This is a genomic window from Pseudomonas sp. FYR_5 (assembly GCF_043106315.1).
Lineage (GTDB): Bacteria > Pseudomonadota > Gammaproteobacteria > Pseudomonadales > Pseudomonadaceae > Aquipseudomonas > Aquipseudomonas putida_Y.
This window is the reverse complement of sequence record NZ_JBICMK010000018.1, coordinates 21883-40031: the sequence shown is the minus strand read 5'-3', so window position 1 is coordinate 40031 and position 18149 is coordinate 21883. Positions and strand designations below refer to the sequence as shown.

The window sequence follows — 18149 nt, the reverse complement described above, 5'->3', positions numbered from 1 at the left end:
GACGCATTCACGCCGATGGTGTGAATGCGTCCGCCCGTTCAGATTTTCATGTCAAAGGGGTGGGAGCCGGGCGCTCGGGTGCTGGTTTTGCAATCACGCGCCCGTCGCGGTCAAGGATCACCCCAGGCAAATCGTGGCTTAGGGTCTCGCGCTCCCGATAATGAATGACCGAGCGAATCGCTTCGCCGCGCTTGAGTAGATCGAACGCATGATTCAACGATTCGTGATCCATGTTATGAGTGATGTAGGGGTCGACATTGATTTCCCCACGCAACCACTCGTCCACCATCCCCGGCAACTCGGAACGCCCCAGCACCCCGCCGAACGCGCTGCCTTTCCAGACGCGACCGGTAACCAGCTGGAAAGGCCGCGTGGCGATCTCCTCCCCGCCCCCTGCCACGCCGATGATGATGCTTTCGCCCCACCCTTTGTGGCAGCACTCAAGGGCTGCACGCATCAATTCCACATTACCGACGCATTCGAACGAGAAATCCACACCGCCGTTGGTCATATCGATGATCACGTTCTGCAGCGGCTCGCGAAAATCCCTTGGGTTGACGCACTCGGTCGCCCCCAGGGAAAGGGCCAACGGAAACTTATTCGGGTTGACGTCGATCCCGATGATCCGCCCCGCCCCCTGTAACACCGCGCCCTGAATGACCGCCATGCCGACGGCGCCCAGGCCGAATACCGCGACCGTGTCACCGGGCCGCACCTTGGCGGTATTGCGCACCGCACCGATCCCGGTAGGAATCGCACAGCCCATGATCGAGGCCTTGGCCAGTGGTGCCGCAGGGTCGATCTTGGCCACGGCGATTTCCGGCAGGACCGTGTATTCGCTGAATGTGGAAGTGCCCATGTAATGAAAGATCGTGCGGCCCTTGTAGGAGAAACGGCTGGTGCCATCGGGCATCAGCCCTTCCCCCTGGGTTTTGCGGATGGTCTGGCAAAGGTTGGTCTTGCCGGACTTGATGAACGGGCAGTTCGGATCCTCCGGCGTATACAGCGGGATCACGTGATCGCCCGGCTTGACAGTGGTGACACCCCGCCCCACGTCCTCGACGATTCCGACGCCTTCATGCCCCAGAATGCACGGGAACTTCCCTTCCGGGTCCCGACCGGACAGGGTGAATACATCGGTGTGGCAAAGGCTCGTGGTGACGATGCGAACCAGCACCTCGCCCTCTTTCGGCCCCTGCAAGTCGATCTCTTCGAACTCAAGAGGTTGATTGGGCCCCCAGGCGATAGCTGCGCGTGTTTTCATGTGTCTCTCCATGCAATGTTATAACACTCAAGAACATTAACCTGCGCGATTCCGTGCGCCAGACCACGCGGCCGAAAGTGGCCTGATCCGTACGAAATCTGTCCGCAAGCGCCCAAGGAGTTCGATTGCGAATGTTTGACGAAGCCACTTCTGAACGCAGGGTGCACATAGTCATCTACCCCGGTTTCAAATCAATCGAGGCGGTAGGTGCACTCACCGTTTTCGACTACGCCAACAAACGTCAGGCGGCCGAAGGGTTGCCTCCGACCTACAGCCTGCATCTGGTGGCACCACAACCCGGCTTGGTAGGTTCGGACACCTTGATCTCCCTGGAAGCCGAAGATCTTCGTACGAGTCCACGCCCTCATACCGCGTTGATTGTCGGCGCGCGTGACATTGGCACGGCGATTGCCGAGCAGCGGCTGATCGTCGACTGGTGCAGGCAGGCCGCATCTCGCATCAATCGGCTGGTAGGTGTTTGCTCGGGGGCATTTTTTCTTGCCCAAGCAGGGGTCGTAGACGGCCTGGATGTCACCACCCACTGGAGCGTCGCCAGTAAGCTGGCCAATGATTACCCCGCGGTCAATGTCAATTCCGATGCCATCTTCATCGAGCAAGGGCGCATATGGACGTGTGCTGGCGTCTCAGCTGCCATCGACCTGAGCCTGGCCTTGGTCGAACAAGACCTCGGCCAGGAAGTGGCCCTGCAAATTGCCCGCGAGCTGGTGGTATTCCTGAAGCGCCCGGGTGGCCAGTCGCAGTTCAGCCAGCACCTGGACAGCCAGATGACCCCGCACTCCGCGATCAGGCGCCTACGCTTATGGATCCTGCAAAATCTTGATCGCCCGCTGAGCCTGGAGGTGCTCGCCGAACGCGCGAACATGAGCAGTCGGAACTTGCGCCGATTGTTCCACAAGGAATCGGGCTGCTCTCCCTTGGCATTCATCGAGCGCGCGCGGATGGAGAAGGCAAGGCGGTTACTGGTGGATGAGGACACTGCACTCAAGCGCATTGCCGACCAATGCGGTTTCGGCTCGGAAGAGCAGATGCGCCGGGTGTTCCAGCGCAACCTCAAGCTCACCCCACGGCGCTACCGGGAGCGATCCCGCGCACAATGATGCCTGTGCCATTGCAGGACACGCAGCGTGGATCACGCCTGCCCCCTGGCCGCGATCAGGCTGCCAGCCGGTGGTTTCTGGCGGAAGTAGCTGTCCAGCCCGGCGAATATCGCCTCCGCGACCTTGCGCTGATGACGGGCATCATGCAACCGCCGGCAATCTCCGGCATTGGAAATGAAACCGGTCTCGACCAGGATCGAGGGTACTGCCGCCGACTTAAGCACGGCGAAACCTGCCTGTTCCACCCGCGCTTGATGCAGGCCCGACACCTGCCCAAGCTGCGAGAGCACCTGATGCCCGAGATCCAGGCTTGTGGCGATCGTCGAGTTCATCGACATGTCCAGCAGCACGCCGGCGACCATGGGGTCGCGCTCGCGCAGCTTGATCGGCAATCCCCCGGCGACCCTGTCGGCATCGTTTTCCCGCTGCGCCATCCAGCGCGCCATCGACGACGTCGCGCCCCCTTGCGACAAGGCGAACACCGATGCCCCAGACGCCGTGAGTCGCGGTGCAGCATCGGCATGCACCGAAACGAACAAGTCCGCGTTCAGCCGCTGAGCGAGTTCGGCGCGCTTGCGCAGCGGAATGAAGACATCGTCACTGCGTACCAAGCGTGCCTTGTAGCCTTTCTGTGCATCGATGCGCTTGGCCAGCAACTTGGCGATCTGTAACGCAACGCGCTTTTCCTGCTCGCCCTTGGCCCCTACTGCACCGGGATCTTTGCCACCATGCCCGGCATCTACCACGATCAACAGGTCGCGCTGTCGCGCCAAGGGCTTGGCAGCTACCGGCGCAACGCCCACCGGTGGCCCAGTGAGTACCCACTCCAGGCCATGCCTCCCGGTGCTGAGCGAGCGGACTTCGCCGCGCACTGCCGAGTCGGCCAGGTCCAGCACGATACGCAAGTCACCGGACGCGGTGATGCCACTGCGCACGGCTGTGACGGCAGTGCCGTCCAGGGCGAGATCGTTCAGTGACGCCTGCAGGCTGGCCTGAGGAAGATCAAGAACCAACCGCGGTGGCGCCGCGAGGCTGAAATGCTTCGCCGCCACCGGCCCGGTCAGCTCCAGCGACACCTTGGTGACGCTGCCCGACCGGCTCACCCAAACCCGTTTAACCGCCTGCCCGGCTTGCGCCGCAAGAGGCAGCGGCAATGCCAGGCATGCAAGCAGTAATTTCAGCACTCGGCGACGATCCATATGCACTCCCATTGACCTGCGAACCAGCGAAGCTTCGGGCAATTTCGCTAGCCATTTTATTATTGTTACTTTATAACATCCCGCATCCAGAACAAAATGAAGACTGCCCGCCAACGGAAGGAGACCTGCATGCAACTGACCAGCAATCAGCAACGTGTCCTGACGGCGCTTCAGCAAGCCGACAAGCCGCTCAGTGCCTACGCCATTCTGGACAGCCTGCGCAATGAAGGTGTCAGGGCGCCGACGCAAATCTACCGCGCGCTGGGCCACCTGGCCGAGCAAGGGTTGATTCATCGGCTGGAGTCTTTGAACGCTTATGTCAGCTGCACCTGCCTAAGCCAGTGCGAAGCAGGTTTCAGAGCGTTCGCCATCTGCGACAGCTGCGGCCATGTCGATGAGTTCAACGTACCGCACCTGAACCAGGCCCTGGGGCACTGGATGAAACAGAACGTGTTTTCGCTGTGCAGCTCGGTCATCGAGCTGCACGGTAAATGCGCCGCCTGTACTCGCCGTGATGCAGGCGAGGACTGAGCAGAGCCGCACGCATGCGCACCACCCTTTATCATGAGGCCTCCCGATGAGCACCCCTGTCCCCCCTACCAACGAAGCCGCGCGGCTGCCCGTCACTGTACTTTCCGGCTTCCTCGGAGCGGGCAAGACTACCCTGCTCAACCATATTCTGAACAACCGCGAAGGCCGGCGAGTCGCGGTGCTCGTCAACGACATGAGCGACGTGAACATCGATGCCGCGCTGATACGCGAGGGTGGCGCCGAGCTGTGACGCACCGACGAACAGCTGGTGGAGATGAGTAATGGCTGCATTTGCTGCACCTTGCGCGAAGACCTCCTGCTCGGCTACAGGAAATGCGCGGCACCCACACACCCGAAACGGAAGATACGGCATCGCCAGCTTCGTCTACCGCGCACGCCGACCTTTCCAGCCTGACCGCTTCTATGCGCTAGTCGAAAGCGAATGGCCTGGGGTGGTGCGCTCCAAAGGTTACTACTGATTCATACGCCTTGCTGCCACGTGCAAGGCTCCCACCACTGGATATACATGATGAGCTCAGCATTACCCGATGTTTCCGTCACCGACCTGGCCCCCAGCCTCAGCCCACTGCAATGGGTCGGCATGCAGGGTATCGACCTGCCGGTAAGGATCCAGGAACCGACCTACCAGCGTGAACTGCACGCGCGGGCGGATGTCCAGGTCGACCTGCCGGCACCGCATGTCAAAGGCATTCACATGTCCAGGCTGTATCGCCTGCTGGACGCCTGGGGGCAGGCTGCGGCGGTGTCGCCGGCAAGCCTCTTTGCGCTGTTGCAGGAGATGATCGACAGCCATCAGGATTGCGAAAGCCGCAATGCCAGGTTGCGCCTGGATTTCGACTTGCTGGTTCGCCGCCCTGCACTGGTGACCGAGGGCCTCTCTGGATGGAAGTCGTACCCGGTTCACGTGTTCGCGACGAAGGTCGGCGGGGCGCTGAACCTGAGTATCGAGGTCAGGATAGGCTACTCCTCGACCTGCCCGTGCTCGGCCGCTCTCTCCCGGCAGTTGATTGAGGACGGCTTCCTGCGAACCTTCAAGGACCAGCCACTGCTGGAAGCCAGCGCCGTCGCGCAGTGGCTGCGCAGCAACGCGTCGCTGGCGACGCCGCATAGCCAGCGCAGCGAAGCTCGAGTGCGCGTCACGGTGCCTGCCGATGCTCCGGATCTCGGGTTGCTGGCCTTGATCGACCAAGTCGAAGGCGCTTTGCGCACGCCGGTTCAGACCGCCGTGAAACGGGCTGACGAACAGGCTTTCGCAGCGCTCAACGGGCAGAACCTGATGTTCGTCGAGGACGCTGCGCGGCGCATACAGGTATGCCTTAGCGCTTATCGCGACACCCAGGTGCACGTCCGCCACCTGGAAAGCCTGCATCCGCACGACGCCTCGGCCTGGTCTACCCCGCAGGCCCCTGGCTAAGCCGGTTTGTCGACGGTTTCGACGAAAACGCCCGCAGCAACCGTCGTCGCCTGCGAACGCTCCTCGGCAGCTACCATCGGGGCAGCAGGCATACGGTATTGGTTCTCCCACTTCGCCACAACCAGAGGCGCCAGTGCGTTGCCCAAGACATTCAGCGCCGTGATAGGCATGTCCATCAAGCGATAGACTCCGGCGATGAACGCAATACCTTCCACAGGCAGGCCGGCACTGGTCAGCGTAGCGGTCAAGATCACGAACATGGCCCCCGGAACGCCGGCTGCGCCCTTGGAGGTCAGCACCATGATGATGATCAGCATCGCCTGGTCAGCCAGGCTCAGGGGAATTTCATAGAGCTGCGCGATGAACAGCGTGCCGATGCCCACGAAAAGCGATGCGCCATCCAGATTGAAGGAATAACCCGTAGGGATAACCAACGTAGCAATCGAACGCGGCGCACCGTAGGCCTCGACCTTTTCAATCAGCTGGGGCATGACAGTCGCCGAGGCGGCAGTACTGAACGCCAGAATCAACTCATCCTTGATCGCCTTGATCAGGTCGAAGATGTTGATCCCTGCAACCTTCGCGATGCCGCCCAGCACGACCACGCCGAACAGAATGACCGCGATGTAGGTGACGGCAATCAGTTTTGCCAGAGGCAGCAATGCGGAAAGCCCGAAGTTGGCGACCGTCACGCCGATCAGGCCAAAAATCCCGATGGGTGAGTAATGCATCACGATATGCGTCACTTTGAACATCGTCGCGGAAATGGCATTGACTACCGCGATCAGCGGCATTTTTTTCTCTTTGTCCAGAGCACTTAGCCCAAAGCCGAACATGACCGAGAAGAACAGGACAGGCAGCAGCTTCCCTTGCGCCATTGCACCGACGATATTGTCCGGGATGATATTGAGGATGACTTGACCAAATCCTGTGTTCTCCGAGGTAGACGGAAGCAAGAGCGTTTGGGTGTTTGCAAGGGTCGTCAAGTTGGCCCCTACGCCCGGCTGTGCAAGGTTGCCAACCAACAGGCCACAAACAATTGCGATGCTGGTCACGACAAAGAAGTAGAACAGGGCTTTCACCCCTACCCGCCCTATCGCCTTGTTATCACCATTGCCTGCGATCGCGCCGACCATGCACGCGAATACGAGGGGTACGACAATCATCTTCATCATCTTGATGAAAATATCGCCGACGGGTTGCAAAAGGTTGCTGGTTATCCAGGCTTTGTACTCTGGAAAGAAATTGAGAAATGCCCCCACTACAACTCCGAGCACAAGACCTGCAATAATTCTAGTCACCAGACTAGTCTTCGCCATACGTCCTCCAGTTATTATAATTTGGACTGTACATTGGCCGGCAAAAATGCCAAACACATCGTTGGAACCTTTTATTTTTATTGAGTGGCCACTCACCGATACACGCCTCTTACCTCACGCAGACAAAGCGGGAGGCGCGTCCCGGACGTTTATGCCAATCAGGTGGCAAAAACACCTTCAAAGTCCTTGAACCCTTTGATCTCGATCGGGTTGCCACTGGGGTCCAGGAAAAACATCGTTCGCTGCTCCCCAGGTTGGCCAGGGAATCGTACAACCGGCGGTATGTCGAACTGCACACCATGAAACGCCAGGCGATCTGCCATCGCGAACCAGTCATCCAGATGCAGCACCAAGCCGATATGCGGCATCAGCACTTCATGGTCGCCGACTTTGCCGGTACGGGTAGTGGGAAAAGGCACACCTTTGTGAAGCGAAATCTGGTGACCGAAGAAATCGTAATCCACATAAGTTTCACTCGCGCGGCCTTCTTTGCAGCCGAGAATGTTACCGTAGAAGTTACGAGATGCTTCGAGATCTGTAACATGGTATGAAACATGAAATAACGATTTCATAACTAACCTCTTGGGTTTCTGATAGAACTTTTGGGGAGGTTAGCGTAGCCTCGCGCACGTGCTAAAGCGCATTTTTCCATCTCTCAGCGAAAGGAAATGTTTTGGACACTCGATTTCTCGAAAGCCTGATGGCAGTAATAGAAACTGGCTCGATTGCAGCGGCGGCTCGACGGGAAAACCTGACAGCACCTGCAGTCAGCCAACGTATACAAGCACTCGAGAAATCGCTGGCGTGCGAACTCCTGAACCGCAGCGCACATGCTGTCGAACCGACCGAGAAATGCCTGTCGTTGTTGCCGAAGATTCGAGATCTGATCCAGGGGGCAGCAGAGCTGAAAGAAGATCTGGACACCAGTTGCCTATCCGGTTATCTCAAGATCGGCGCGATTTCTACGGCGTTGACAGGCATATTGCCGGAGGCCATGAATCAGCTATCAAGCATTGCCCCGCAATTAAGGCTGCGCATCACGCCAGGGGACTCGCGCAGTCTTTACGAACACGTGGCTTCCGGAGCGCTTGATGCGGGAATCATGGTATGTCCGCCCTTCACTGTCCCTAAAACCTTGCGTATGCAGGTGCTTCGAGAAGAACCCCTGATGCTTTTGACCAAAGACCCCATTGACAAAAGCGACGTCCGCTCGACGATTCTTGGGCGAAACCTGATTCGATATGACTCAAATGCCTGGGGTGGGCAGATTGCACAGCAATACCTGGATGACAATAACCTGCAGCCCGACGTGCTGTGTAATCTGGATGCGCTAGATGCAATCCACATCATGGTCGCAAAAGGCATGGGGGCTTCTGTTGTCCCGTACTGGGCGGGATTGAAGACTGACGACGTACATGCAACACCCGTGTCGGAGGCTGACAGCTACATGCGCCAGGTCGTCCTGCTTTACAAGTCCACCCCCAGAAGGCCTAAAGCTGTGGAGGTATTGAAGGAACAGCTTATGAATAACTGCAACTTCCCATAAGGGCCTACACTCTCGGCAACAGGAGGTCTTCATGATAGCTCGCTGGCGTTGGTTGGCTACGAGAATTGCCAAGCGTCTCTGGTTCAGAGCAACGCTTTTCTCCCTGTTGGGGGTGGTTACAGCGTTGGTGGCCGTGGTGCTCAAGGATGCGGTCCCTGTCACCTTGCCTGCCCGTATCGGTGCAGATGCGGTTGACAAGATATTGGGCATCATCGCCTCGAGCATGCTTGCCGTCACGACGTTTTCGCTGAGTACAATGGTCTCGGCCTACAGTGCCGCCAGCAGTGGCGTAACCCCGCGCGCCACTTCGCTGGTCATGGAGGACGCCACGACCCAGAACGCTCTGGCCACTTTTATCGGGTCCTTTCTCTTCAGCCTCGTCGGTATCATTGCACTGAGCACCGGAGCCTACGGTACACAAGGTCGTGTAGTGCTTTTCACCGTGACGATTGCGGTTGTGGTTCTGATCATCTACACCTTGCTGCGCTGGATTGATCACCTCTCCAAACTAGGGCGCGTGGGCGAGACGATCGACCGTGTCGAAAAAGCTGTGATCAAAGCCATCGAGCAGCGTGTTGAACACCCTTGCCTGGGCGGTGCAGCCTACCCGCCTGACTTCAAGTTTCCTGGGGTAGCCCATGAAGTGAAAAGCAGCCAAACCGGCTATGTACAGCACATCGATGTCCTTACGCTAAACAGGATTGCGACGGACACCAAGATTCGAATTTATCTCGAAGTCCTGCCTGGCACCTTTGTCCATGAGGGTATGGTGGTGGCACGGGCCGTGGCCGTGAATGGCGAGCCGCTCGATGACAATGGCGCGCTGGACCTCGAGATTTTCGCTGCCGTGACCATCGGCCTCAGGAGAACGTTCGAGCATGACCCGCGCTTCGGGCTTTCGGTGTTGTCAGAGATCGCCTCGCGAGCGCTGTCCCCTGCGGTAAATGATCCCGGTACAGCCATCGACATCATTGGGCGCGGCATTCGCTGCCTGACGTGTTGGGGGAAACTGCATCCCGTAGCGCAAAGCACGGATAACGAATGCCCGCAGGTCTATGTTCATGCACTGCTGGCGGATGACCTGTTTGACGATTTTTTTGCACCGATCAGCCGGGACGGCGCGGCTTTACAGGAGGTCAATCTGCGCTTGATCAAAGCCCTTGTCAGCCTGGCGCACATCAACCCCCGTGCATTTCAACCCGCCTGCAGCCGGCATGCCGCGCGATTGCTTGCGCACGCGGGCAATGGGCTTGTGCTGCAACAGGACAAGGACGAACTCCGCGCTCTCGCTGCCGAACTCATAGGTGTTCAATAAGTCTCGTGCGCCTGTACCCGATTGAATATTCGCGCTTGAAAAGTCCCCCTGTTCAGATGCTTCAGAAGATGTAGAATCCGTCGCCAACTCCAAACCTGATCATTCCGTTGTCACGCCGAGTCCCGTCATGAAGCTGGCCCACCACACACGATCACAGGTCGCCTGGGTGCTGTATTTCAGCATCCTGTTCGGCTCGTTGTTGTGCGCCATGGGCCATGGGCAAATGGCCGGGTTGCGCCTGGCTGGCATGGATGATGCCGCTTGGTGCACGGCTGACAGCAGCGGCATGTACCAAGGTGAGCAAGACTTAAGCGATCCGGCCCTGCCTGCTGGCGGTGACTGCGTGATCGCCAGCCTGTTCAGCGCCACGCTGCTGGCCGTATTTTTCGGCCTGCTGACCCTGCTCGCCGGCGAGCCGGGCAGCCCCTTACCCAACCAACCTCCGCCACGCCTGCCCAAGCAGCGTTGGCCACTGGTCAATCCCCGCGCCTCTCCTGCTTCGCTTCTCGCGTTCTGACATCGCCACGTCCCCGTGCCGCCTGATCGGCAGCGGACGTGTGCTCACCGATTTCAGCCAGGAAGCCTTGCATGTTCCGCATGACCACTTTGGCGCTGCTCGTTGGCAGCGCAACCTGTGCCTGGGCGCAGGATGACACCCTGACCCTGCCGGCCAGCAATGTCACGGCCACAGCCAATCAACCCAAGGAGGCAACCAGCCTTGACCTTGATCGCCCCATCGAAAGCGGCTCACGGCTGAACCTCAGCGCCAGGGAGAACCCCGCTTCCATCAGCGTTGCCGACCGCAAGACCATGGAGCGCATCGGCGCACGTAACTTCCAGGACGCCGCCAATGCACTGCCCGGGGTTAACGCCTCGGCTCCGCCCGGCTGGGGCGGATATGTGTCGTACCGAGGGTTCAACGGTGCCCAGATCAGCCAGTTGTTCAATGGCATCAATTTGCAGTATGGCGGCGCGGCGCGCCCGGTGGGCGCCTGGATCTACGACCGCGTCGAATTGCTCGGCGGGCCATCCTCCTTCCTCAACGGCAGCGGCGCTGTCGGTGGCAGCCTCAATTTCATCACCCGGCTGGCAAGCCGTGACGAAGACACCTTCGAAGGGCGCGTCAGTTATGCACGCTACGACACCATGGAAACGTCGGTCGCCTTCAACAAGGCGCTTAACACGGGCGACGGCCCGCGCCACTATGCCCGCCTCGACTACAGCCGCACCAGTACCAACGGCTATATCGATCGCCAGGAGAATGGGGCCGGCAACCTGGCTTTCTCGCTGCTTAGCGACATCAACGATCAGCTCTCGCACACGCTGGCCATCGAATACCTGGAAGAGCAAGAGGACAGCCCCTACTGGGGCACACCGGTATTGCAGCCACTGGTCGGTACCTTGCACATCGACAAGCACAACCGTTTCAACAACTACAATGTCGAAGACGGTCGCTACGAGCAGCGCACCCGGTGGCTGCGCTCGATCACCGACTACCGCTTCGACGACAACACCCAACTGCGTAATACCTTCTACCACTACAACGGCCAGCGCGATTACCGCAATCTCGAGGTGTATCGCTACAACGCCGACAACAGCGCCATCGCTCGCTCAGGCGGCTATCGCCAGCGGCCCGGCCAGGAGGTCAACGGCGACAGGCTCGAGCTGACCCATCAGGGCCAGTTATTCGGCCTGGCCAGCGACTGGGCGATCGGCATGGACTACAGCACCAACCAGCAAACCAACTACCCGCTGTCCAAGGGGGCGTTCGACACGGTTGACCCGAACGGCTTCGAACCCGGGCACTTCCTCGATATCCCCGGTATGGACGCGCCCATGACCAAGGGCAGAACCACCACCACCGACACCACCTCGGCCTTCGTCGAGAACCGTACCCGCCTGACCGATCAACTGTCGTTGATCACCGCGTTGCGCTACGACCATATCGACTTCGACGTGGTCGACCATGTGGCGCGAGCCAGGCTAGACCGACGCTGGGACGCCATCACCGGTCGCCTGGGCCTGGTCTATGACCTGACCTCCAACGTCAGCCTGTACACCCAATACAGCACCTCGGCAGAACCGCCAGGCGGTACCCTGACCAGCGCCTCGATCAGCCAGGTCGGCGACTTCGACCTGAGCACCGGCCGTCAGGTCGAGGTAGGCAGCAAGTTCGACTTCCTCGACGGCCGCGGCTCGGCCACGGCAGCGGCGTATCGCATCGTGCGCAAGGATATCTCCGTGCCCTCCTCGACCGTGCCCAACACCACCGAGCAGGCGGGCCAGCAGACCTCCACCGGCATCGAGCTGACAGCCTCGTTCAAGGTCACGCCCAAGCTGCTGGCGGCAGGCAACTTCAGTTGGGTGAATGCCGAATACGATGAATTCAACGAGACCATCGGCGGCGTGGTGTACTCGCGCAAGGGCAAGAACCCGGTCAACATCCCCGACCGCGTGGCCAACCTCTGGTTGACCTACGACCTGGCGCCCGGCTGGCAGGTCGGGGCCGATGCCCGCTATGTCTCATCGGTGTACGCCAACACCGCCAACACCGCATGGGTACCGTCGTACACCGTCTACGGGCTGTCCATGACCCACGACCTGGACAAGCACGTGCAAGTCAGCGCGCGGCTGCGCAACCTCACCGACGAGGTGTATGCCCGCTTCATCCACCAGACCAACACCCAGTACTACCTGGGTGAACCGCGCAGCCTCGAAGTCGTTGTGCAGTGGCGCTACTGATGACACCGACCGGGCGCCTTTCGTGTTTGGCTGCGACCGAAGCGATTGCCGCTGTTCTCTGAAAAACAAAAGCCGGGACGGTAATACGCCCCGGCTTTTGTTTGGCCCGATGAGAACCCTGCCAAGCATAAAACACCGGAAGGGATAGCCACTCTCTTGGACTCTGCATTCCAATAAAAAACCTGAGCCGAACGTTCATGATGGCCGCCTGCATGCGCAGTCGTTGAGCCCTCAGCGTGGTACGCCCGCGACAAAATGGCGCACCACGGAACTTGTACAGCCCGCAACGGATGCGGCTTAATGCGCGCCACGTTCGTTCGGGTGACTCATGCTTTCACGTGCTCGCGCACATCTTTGTCTGTTCGCCTGCTTCGCCCTGCTGTTCAACCTGCTGGCGATGCCGCTCGACCGTGCCTTGCAATCACCTCGCCTCGACAGCCAGTCGTTGATTCTCGGCAGTTTCTGCAGCCTGCACGGTGCCCAGAGCCTGCCCAAGTCACTGTTGGACCAGCTCAAGGCAGACCTGCCGCAACTCGACCATTCCCCTGAACCCAAGCACCAGAGTGGTGACTGCTGTTGTGGCCATGCCGGCCATGCCTTGGCAGGCGGTGATTACTACCGCCATCTTTTCCCCCGCTACTGGCCGGCCGACCTTCTACTGGGAGACCGTCATGCCTTGCCGCTGCCGCGAGAACAGTGGCCTCGGCTGAATCCCCGCGCCTCACCCCTGGCCTGAACCGTCGCTGCTGTCTTGTGGTCATGGCGTGCGCTGCACGACGCCTGACCTTGCCCGACCGTTTTTGCCAGGAAACCACACATGCCTGCGTTCCGTTGTACCGCACGCGCCGTACTGCCCGTGCTCGCCTTGTTCGGCCTCAACCCGCTGTCACTTGCCATCGCTGAAACACTGCCTGCCGAAAACTCGGTACTCACCCTCGGCGCGGTCAATGTGACCGGCACCAATAGCGGCCCCTTGGCGACGACCAGCGTGCTCAGTTCGGTGGATATTCTGGGCGGTGACATCCTCGAGGAGATGCCGGTTGCCTACAGCTGGGAGCTGTTCCGCCGGGCACCGGGGGTGATGCTCACCGAGTTCAACCAAGGCACCACCTCCGGCAAGCTTTCGTTCCGCGGCTTCAATGGCGAAGGCGAAGTGAACGCGGTCAAGTTGCTGATCGATGGCATCCCCAGCAACACCAACGACGGCAACATGCCCTTCATCGACTCGGTGTTCCCCATGGACATCGACAGCATCGAAGTGGTGCGCGGCACCAGCGACCCGCGCTATGGCCTGAACAACATCGCCGGCAACGTCAACATCAACACGCGCACCGGCGGCAACTACAACAAGGCGCGCCTGCGCTACGGCAGCTTCAACACCCGCGAGGTGCAACTGGCCAAGGGCATCGAGACCAGCAACTGGACGCAGAACTACTTCTTCGCCCGCCAGCAGGTCGACGGTTACCGCGACCATGCCGACACCGAACGCTACAGTTTCGGCGGCAAGTGGTTCTATACCCCTGACGATGGCAGCTACCGCCTTGGCCTGATCGCCCGCCACTACGAGTCCGAAGCCCAGGAGGCCGGCTACCTGACCGAGGATGACGCCCGCCACCACCCGCGCATGAGCAATGACTACAACGCCACGGACAAAGGCACGCGGCGAATGAACCAGGTCAGCGTGCACTTCGACACCGACCTGGCCGAGACCCTGTCCTGGTCGGCCAAGACCTACCTCAACACCTATGACGACCGTCGCTGGACGCAGTACTGGCGCACCAGTTCACAGCAGGAACGCGACACCTACGAAGATCAGTACGGCGCCATCACCTCGCTGACCTGGCGGCCACAGGTGGACTGGCTGCACGCCTTCGCGCTGGAGGGTGGCAGCGATGTGCAGAAGCAACAGAACCGTAGCGAGCGCTACCGCACCGTGGAGCGTGTACGCCAGGCGCAGACACGCGACCAGGACTTCGACTTCAACACGGTCGGTGCCTATGTACAGGCGGAGATCGAGCCGTTCGAATCGCTGAAGATCGTTCCGGCCTATCGGGTGGACAAGATCAGTGGCGACTTCACCAACAAGATGACCGGGCAGGACTACGACATCAACGACTACGGGTTGATCAAGCAGCCCAAGCTCAGCATTGTCTATTCGCCGTGGAAGTTCGCCAGCGTTTACGCCAACTGGGGCCGCACCTTCCAGGTCGGGACGGGCGCCGCAGCCTACAAGGTGCCGCCGCGCAACGAGGACCTGGCCCCGTCGATCAACGAAGGCTGGGAAACCGGCGTCAAGTTCACCCCGGCCAGCTGGGTCGATGGCCGCGTGGCCTATTGGCGTCAGGACGCCTCTGGCGAAGTGAGCCGTCGCCTGAACGACCCGAGCGGCGAGTCGGACAACGTCGGCGAAACACGCCGCTGGGGCTATGACCTGCAGGTCAACCTGCACCCGGACGAACGCACCGAGGTGTGGATGTCCTACTCCTGGCAATACTCCAAGATCCTTGAGCCCAGCAGCGCGTTACCAGGCAGCAAAGGCCAGGAAATCGATCACGTGCCACATCACCTGTGGAACACCGGCATCAGCTACCAGGCCACCCCTGCCCTGCAATTGACGGCCTGGATGAATGGCCAGACCAACTACTACCTGGAACGCGAGAATACCCGGGGCCGGTATGGCGGTTACGTGCTCACGAACCTTGGCGCGACCTACAAGGTCAACGAAACGGTGAGTGTCGACCTGCGGTTGAAGAACCTCACCAACCGCTACTACGAGTACGTGTGGTACGACCCGGACGGTGCGGATGCTTCCCTGCACTCCCCGGGTGACGGTCGTGCACTGTATGCCGGCGTGACGTTCGATTTCTGAAAGCCTGCACGTTGGTCGGCGCCAGTGGTTCGGGCAACGCCCTAAGCTGCCTTGGCTTGCTCGACCACTTGTTGGCCGTCGCGATCGATTGGCTTTCGAATTGCCGGAAAACAGGCTATGTTCGTGATACGGAACTTGCGAGGGAAACCTGGCCTTCGGCCAAGGAAGGGATCCGCGCAACGACATGAAATGCGGAAAACGTCGCAGGTGCCGTAGCCGTGGTGATAGCCAGTTCTGCACTGCCACTACCTACCGCAACGCTTTCTGAATCCAGCAATCAAACATGGCGAAGGGCATCACATGTGAACGCCAGGAGGCTTTTCCAAGGCGCCATCAAAGTGCAGGTATCCGCTACCGGTCACGAGTGGCGTCACCAGCCATGACAAACCTTGATCCCCGCGATGAAATAGCGCACTCCGTACGGACGGATCGGCTCGAGCAACTGTTCGTCCAGTCAGCGCCTGCGGTGCTTGGCAGCTTCCTGGCCGCCGTAATGCTGTGCTGGTTGGGCTGGGAGCGTTTCGACCAGCAAAGGGTCATCGTCTGGATGACGTTGTTGGGCCTGTCGACCGGCGTGCGTGCCGCCATGTTCTTCGCCTATCTGCGAGCACCGGCCAACCAGCGCACAGCCGAACGCTGGGAGTGGCGTTACTGGGTCACGCTGATGCTGTCGGCGGCCATCTGGGGCTGGGGCGCCTTTGCCGTAATGCCCGCCGACGACGCGCTGGGGCAGACGCTGATCATGCTGTTTGCCGTGGGCATGTCTGTCAGCGCGGTGTCGTGCTACTCCTCCTACCGCAACATGACCCTGGTGTCGATGGGCCTGGTCCTGCTGCCTTCTACGGGCTGGCTACTGTTGCAACCTTCCACGCTGCAACAAGGGATAGCCTTGGCGGTATTGGTGTTTGCCTGGTTCGTGGTCAGCGCGACGCGAAGCCTGTCCTCGGCATTGACGACGGCCTGGCGCCTGAAACACGAAATGCAACGCGCGCATCGGCTGGCCATGGTGGCCTCGTGCACGGACGAACTGACTGGCCTGAACAACCGACGTGCTTTTTTCGACAACGCGTCGACGCAGCACGCCCGGTGCAAGGACGCAGGTGCATTCATGGCCGTGTTGATGCTGGACGTCGACTATTTCAAACAGATCAACGACACGTTCGGGCATGCCGCAGGCGACCAGGTGCTGCAGCGCATCGGTGCAGCGATCAGTGCCAGCCTGCGTGACAACGACATTGCCGGCAGGCTGGGCGGCGAGGAGTTCGCCATCCTGCTGCCCAATACGCCGCCAGACACGGCGATTGAGGTTGCCGAGCGCCTGCGGGCCCTGATAGCCAAACTGCGTGTAAATGAGCAACACCCGGTCACCGCAAGCATAGGTTTAGCGTTCGCGAAGGCCCCTGCCACCGAGCTCAGCGCCTTGCTCAGCAGCGCAGACAGCGCCATGTACCTTTCCAAGGTATCGGGCCGTAACCGGGTCACGGTCGCCGAACCGGAGCAGGAGGCATTGCGCAAGCAGCACTAGCCCATCCAGGGAGTTGCTATGCAGGGTCCTGGGCCGCAGTCTCACCCGCCTCCGGGCTTTGCGTGCGGGCTCGGTGTTTCAGCAGCGCACGTGCCGCCAACGCCGCGAGCACCAGGCCCGGAGCCGCGGCCATCAGCAGCCCCCCCGCACCTGCGCCTGCTGCAAGGATCTGCCCGGCCGCCAGAGGGCCGGCCATGGAACCCAGGCGCCCCACCGCCACCGAGGCGCCCAAGCCCGTCGCGCGCACCTGGGTCGTATACAGCGTCGGCGCCAGCGCGTACAGCACCAACTGGCCACCAATGGCGCAATACCCCGCAGTGAACCCGGCCAGCAACATCAGACCGAAACTGCTCGACAGCCCCAGCCCTGCCAACGACGCCAGCATGCCGGCGTAGGCGATCAATACCGCCCGCCCGGCAAAACCGCGGTCCATCATCCGGCCGGTCAGGAACGAACCCGCCGCCCCACCCAGGTTGAACAGGATCTGCACGGCGCCCGCCTGCGGCCGGCTGAAGCCTTGGCCGATCAACAGCGACGGCAGCCAGTTGAGCAACATGTACAACACCGTCAAGGTGAAGAAACATGCCACCCACAGCAACAGCGTGCGGCTTGCCTGCTGCGGCCCGAACAATTGGGCAAGCACACCCTCACTGCCCGCCTTGGCAACGCCTTGGGTACGGAATGCCTGGGACTCTTTCAGCCAGATCATCAACACAAAGGCGATCACGATCGGTGCGATGCCGCCGACGTAGAACACCGTACGCCAGCCGTCGCCCACGCCGGCCATGCCGATCAGCGACGCAACCGCCCCGCCTAGCGGCACACCACAGTAAGTCAGGCTGACCGCTGTGCTGCGCAGACGCTCGGGCGCCGCCTCGCTGGCCAGGGCGATCAGGATTGGCAACGCCGCCCCCAGCCCGAGCCCTGTCATCAGCCGCGCGATCAACAGCGAATCGTAGCTTTGGGCATGGGCGGTCCCTAGCGAGAAGCCGCCAAACAACAGCACCGCCACGATCAGGATCGCTTTGCGGCCCAAGCGGTCTGCCAGCCAACCGCCGATCAGCGCGCCGGGCAGCAACCCCAGCAACCCGGCACTGAATACCCAACCGAGCATGGCCGGGGTCAGGTTGAATGCCTTGGCCATGTGCGGCGCGGCGATGCCGGTGGCCTGCAGGTCCAGCCCTTCCAGCAAGGCAACGAGAAAACACAAGCCGATGGTGAGTACGGCCTTGCCCGATGATGCAGATGAATGATGCATGTGTGGCCCTCTGTTGTTGTTGTCGGTC

The 18149-nt window shown here is 60.5% G+C and carries 16 protein-coding genes and 1 pseudogene; 12 read left to right on the top strand and 5 right to left on the bottom strand.

Features of this window, described 5'->3' with window-relative positions:
- Positions 1-46: 46 nt before the first annotated feature.
- Positions 47-1264, bottom strand: a complete 1218-nt coding sequence (locus ACF8RA_RS01715) for an S-(hydroxymethyl)glutathione dehydrogenase/class III alcohol dehydrogenase (protein WP_176684187.1) — start codon at positions 1262-1264, stop codon at positions 47-49.
- A gap of 131 nt (positions 1265-1395) precedes the next feature.
- Here ACF8RA_RS01715 and ACF8RA_RS01710 point away from each other — a divergent pair, with 131 nt between their 5' ends.
- A complete protein-coding gene (locus tag ACF8RA_RS01710) occupies positions 1396-2382 on the top strand; it encodes a GlxA family transcriptional regulator (RefSeq protein ID WP_176684186.1) in 987 nt (328 codons plus the stop codon).
- Between the two features lie 32 nt (positions 2383-2414).
- Here the strand turns inward: ACF8RA_RS01710 and ACF8RA_RS01705 are convergent, their stop codons facing one another.
- Positions 2415-3581: an N-acetylmuramoyl-L-alanine amidase gene (locus ACF8RA_RS01705; protein ID WP_176684185.1), complete on the bottom strand. Its 1167-nt coding sequence runs from the start codon at positions 3579-3581 to the stop codon at positions 2415-2417.
- Between the two features lie 129 nt (positions 3582-3710).
- Here ACF8RA_RS01705 and ACF8RA_RS01700 point away from each other — a divergent pair, with 129 nt between their 5' ends.
- The 4 genes and pseudogenes from ACF8RA_RS01700 (at position 3711) to folE2 (ending at position 5547) form a co-directional block, all read left to right on the top strand.
- Positions 3711-4112 carry a Fur family transcriptional regulator gene (locus ACF8RA_RS01700; protein ID WP_176684184.1) on the top strand — a complete coding sequence of 134 codons (402 nt, stop codon included), beginning with the start codon at positions 3711-3713 and terminating at the stop codon, positions 4110-4112.
- 46 nt (positions 4113-4158) lie between these two features.
- Positions 4159-4431: pseudogene (locus ACF8RA_RS01695) on the top strand (GTP-binding protein); the annotation flags it as partial.
- Positions 4394-4591, top strand: a complete 198-nt coding sequence (locus ACF8RA_RS01690) for a GTP-binding protein (protein ID WP_256122356.1) — start codon at positions 4394-4396, stop codon at positions 4589-4591. The pseudogene ACF8RA_RS01695 and the gene ACF8RA_RS01690, both read left to right, overlap by 38 nt.
- Before the next feature lie 50 nt (positions 4592-4641).
- Complete coding sequence (gene folE2 / locus ACF8RA_RS01685) at positions 4642-5547, top strand: GTP cyclohydrolase FolE2 (RefSeq protein ID WP_392460683.1); 906 nt, start codon at positions 4642-4644, stop codon at positions 5545-5547.
- On the opposite strand, the gene ACF8RA_RS01680 is transcribed toward folE2, so the two are convergent.
- Positions 5544-6866, bottom strand: a complete 1323-nt coding sequence (locus ACF8RA_RS01680; RefSeq protein WP_176684182.1) for a cation:dicarboxylate symporter family transporter — start codon at positions 6864-6866, stop codon at positions 5544-5546. The genes folE2 and ACF8RA_RS01680 overlap by 4 nt on opposite strands.
- 158 nt (positions 6867-7024) lie before the next feature.
- Positions 7025-7438 carry a VOC family protein gene (locus tag ACF8RA_RS01675; RefSeq protein ID WP_021784645.1) on the bottom strand — a complete coding sequence of 138 codons (414 nt, stop codon included), beginning with the start codon at positions 7436-7438 and terminating at the stop codon, positions 7025-7027.
- 101 nt (positions 7439-7539) lie between these two features.
- Between ACF8RA_RS01675 and ACF8RA_RS01670 the strand changes: the two genes are divergently transcribed.
- From ACF8RA_RS01670 to ACF8RA_RS01640, 7 genes are all read left to right on the top strand, one after another.
- Positions 7540-8412, top strand: a complete 873-nt coding sequence (locus tag ACF8RA_RS01670) for a LysR family transcriptional regulator (protein WP_176684181.1) — start codon at positions 7540-7542, stop codon at positions 8410-8412.
- A 31-nt stretch (positions 8413-8443) separates the two neighbouring features.
- On the top strand, positions 8444-9727 hold the full coding sequence (locus tag ACF8RA_RS01665) for a DUF2254 domain-containing protein (RefSeq protein ID WP_176684180.1): 1284 nt from the start codon (positions 8444-8446) through the stop codon (positions 9725-9727).
- 127 nt (positions 9728-9854) lie between these two features.
- Complete coding sequence (locus ACF8RA_RS01660) at positions 9855-10244, top strand: DUF2946 family protein (protein ID WP_176684179.1); 390 nt, start codon at positions 9855-9857, stop codon at positions 10242-10244.
- A gap of 71 nt (positions 10245-10315) precedes the next feature.
- A complete protein-coding gene (locus ACF8RA_RS01655) occupies positions 10316-12469 on the top strand; it encodes a TonB-dependent receptor (protein WP_392518714.1) in 2154 nt (717 codons plus the stop codon).
- A gap of 328 nt (positions 12470-12797) precedes the next feature.
- Positions 12798-13205, top strand: coding sequence for a DUF2946 family protein (locus tag ACF8RA_RS01650; RefSeq protein WP_392488610.1), 408 nt, complete (start codon positions 12798-12800; stop codon positions 13203-13205).
- Positions 13206-13286: 81 nt separating this feature from the next.
- Complete coding sequence (locus tag ACF8RA_RS01645; protein ID WP_392518713.1) at positions 13287-15338, top strand: TonB-dependent receptor; 2052 nt, start codon at positions 13287-13289, stop codon at positions 15336-15338.
- Between the two features lie 466 nt (positions 15339-15804).
- Entirely contained in the window at positions 15805-16863 is a 1059-nt protein-coding gene (locus ACF8RA_RS01640; protein WP_176684315.1) for a GGDEF domain-containing protein, read from the top strand.
- Between the two features lie 16 nt (positions 16864-16879).
- Here ACF8RA_RS01640 and mhpT read toward each other — a convergent pair whose 3' ends face one another.
- The gene (gene mhpT / locus ACF8RA_RS01635) at positions 16880-18121 is read right to left on the bottom strand and encodes a 3-(3-hydroxy-phenyl)propionate transporter MhpT (protein WP_176684175.1); all 1242 of its coding nucleotides are present in this window, start codon (positions 18119-18121) and stop codon (positions 16880-16882) included.
- Positions 18122-18149: the final 28 nt, after the last annotated feature.

Bases quoted from the DNA above. Each gene is read 5' to 3' on its own strand.
- ACF8RA_RS01715 (WP_176684187.1), bottom strand. From the start codon at position 1,264: ATGAAAACACGCGCAGCTATCGCCTGGGGGCCCAATCAACCTCTTGAG.
- ACF8RA_RS01710 (WP_176684186.1), top strand. From the start codon at position 1,396: ATGTTTGACGAAGCCACTTCTGAACGCAGGGTGCACATAGTCATCTAC.
- ACF8RA_RS01705 (WP_176684185.1), bottom strand. From the start codon at position 3,581: ATGGATCGTCGCCGAGTGCTGAAATTACTGCTTGCATGCCTGGCATTG.
- ACF8RA_RS01700 (WP_176684184.1), top strand. From the start codon at position 3,711: ATGCAACTGACCAGCAATCAGCAACGTGTCCTGACGGCGCTTCAGCAA.
- ACF8RA_RS01690 (WP_256122356.1), top strand. From the start codon at position 4,394: ATGGCTGCATTTGCTGCACCTTGCGCGAAGACCTCCTGCTCGGCTACA.
- folE2 (WP_392460683.1), top strand. From the start codon at position 4,642: ATGAGCTCAGCATTACCCGATGTTTCCGTCACCGACCTGGCCCCCAGC.
- ACF8RA_RS01680 (WP_176684182.1), bottom strand. From the start codon at position 6,866: ATGGCGAAGACTAGTCTGGTGACTAGAATTATTGCAGGTCTTGTGCTC.
- ACF8RA_RS01675 (WP_021784645.1), bottom strand. From the start codon at position 7,438: ATGAAATCGTTATTTCATGTTTCATACCATGTTACAGATCTCGAAGCA.
- ACF8RA_RS01665 (WP_176684180.1), top strand. From the start codon at position 8,444: ATGATAGCTCGCTGGCGTTGGTTGGCTACGAGAATTGCCAAGCGTCTC.
- ACF8RA_RS01660 (WP_176684179.1), top strand. From the start codon at position 9,855: ATGAAGCTGGCCCACCACACACGATCACAGGTCGCCTGGGTGCTGTAT.
- ACF8RA_RS01655 (WP_392518714.1), top strand. From the start codon at position 10,316: ATGTTCCGCATGACCACTTTGGCGCTGCTCGTTGGCAGCGCAACCTGT.
- ACF8RA_RS01650 (WP_392488610.1), top strand. From the start codon at position 12,798: ATGCTTTCACGTGCTCGCGCACATCTTTGTCTGTTCGCCTGCTTCGCC.
- ACF8RA_RS01645 (WP_392518713.1), top strand. From the start codon at position 13,287: ATGCCTGCGTTCCGTTGTACCGCACGCGCCGTACTGCCCGTGCTCGCC.
- mhpT (WP_176684175.1), bottom strand. From the start codon at position 18,121: ATGCATCATTCATCTGCATCATCGGGCAAGGCCGTACTCACCATCGGC.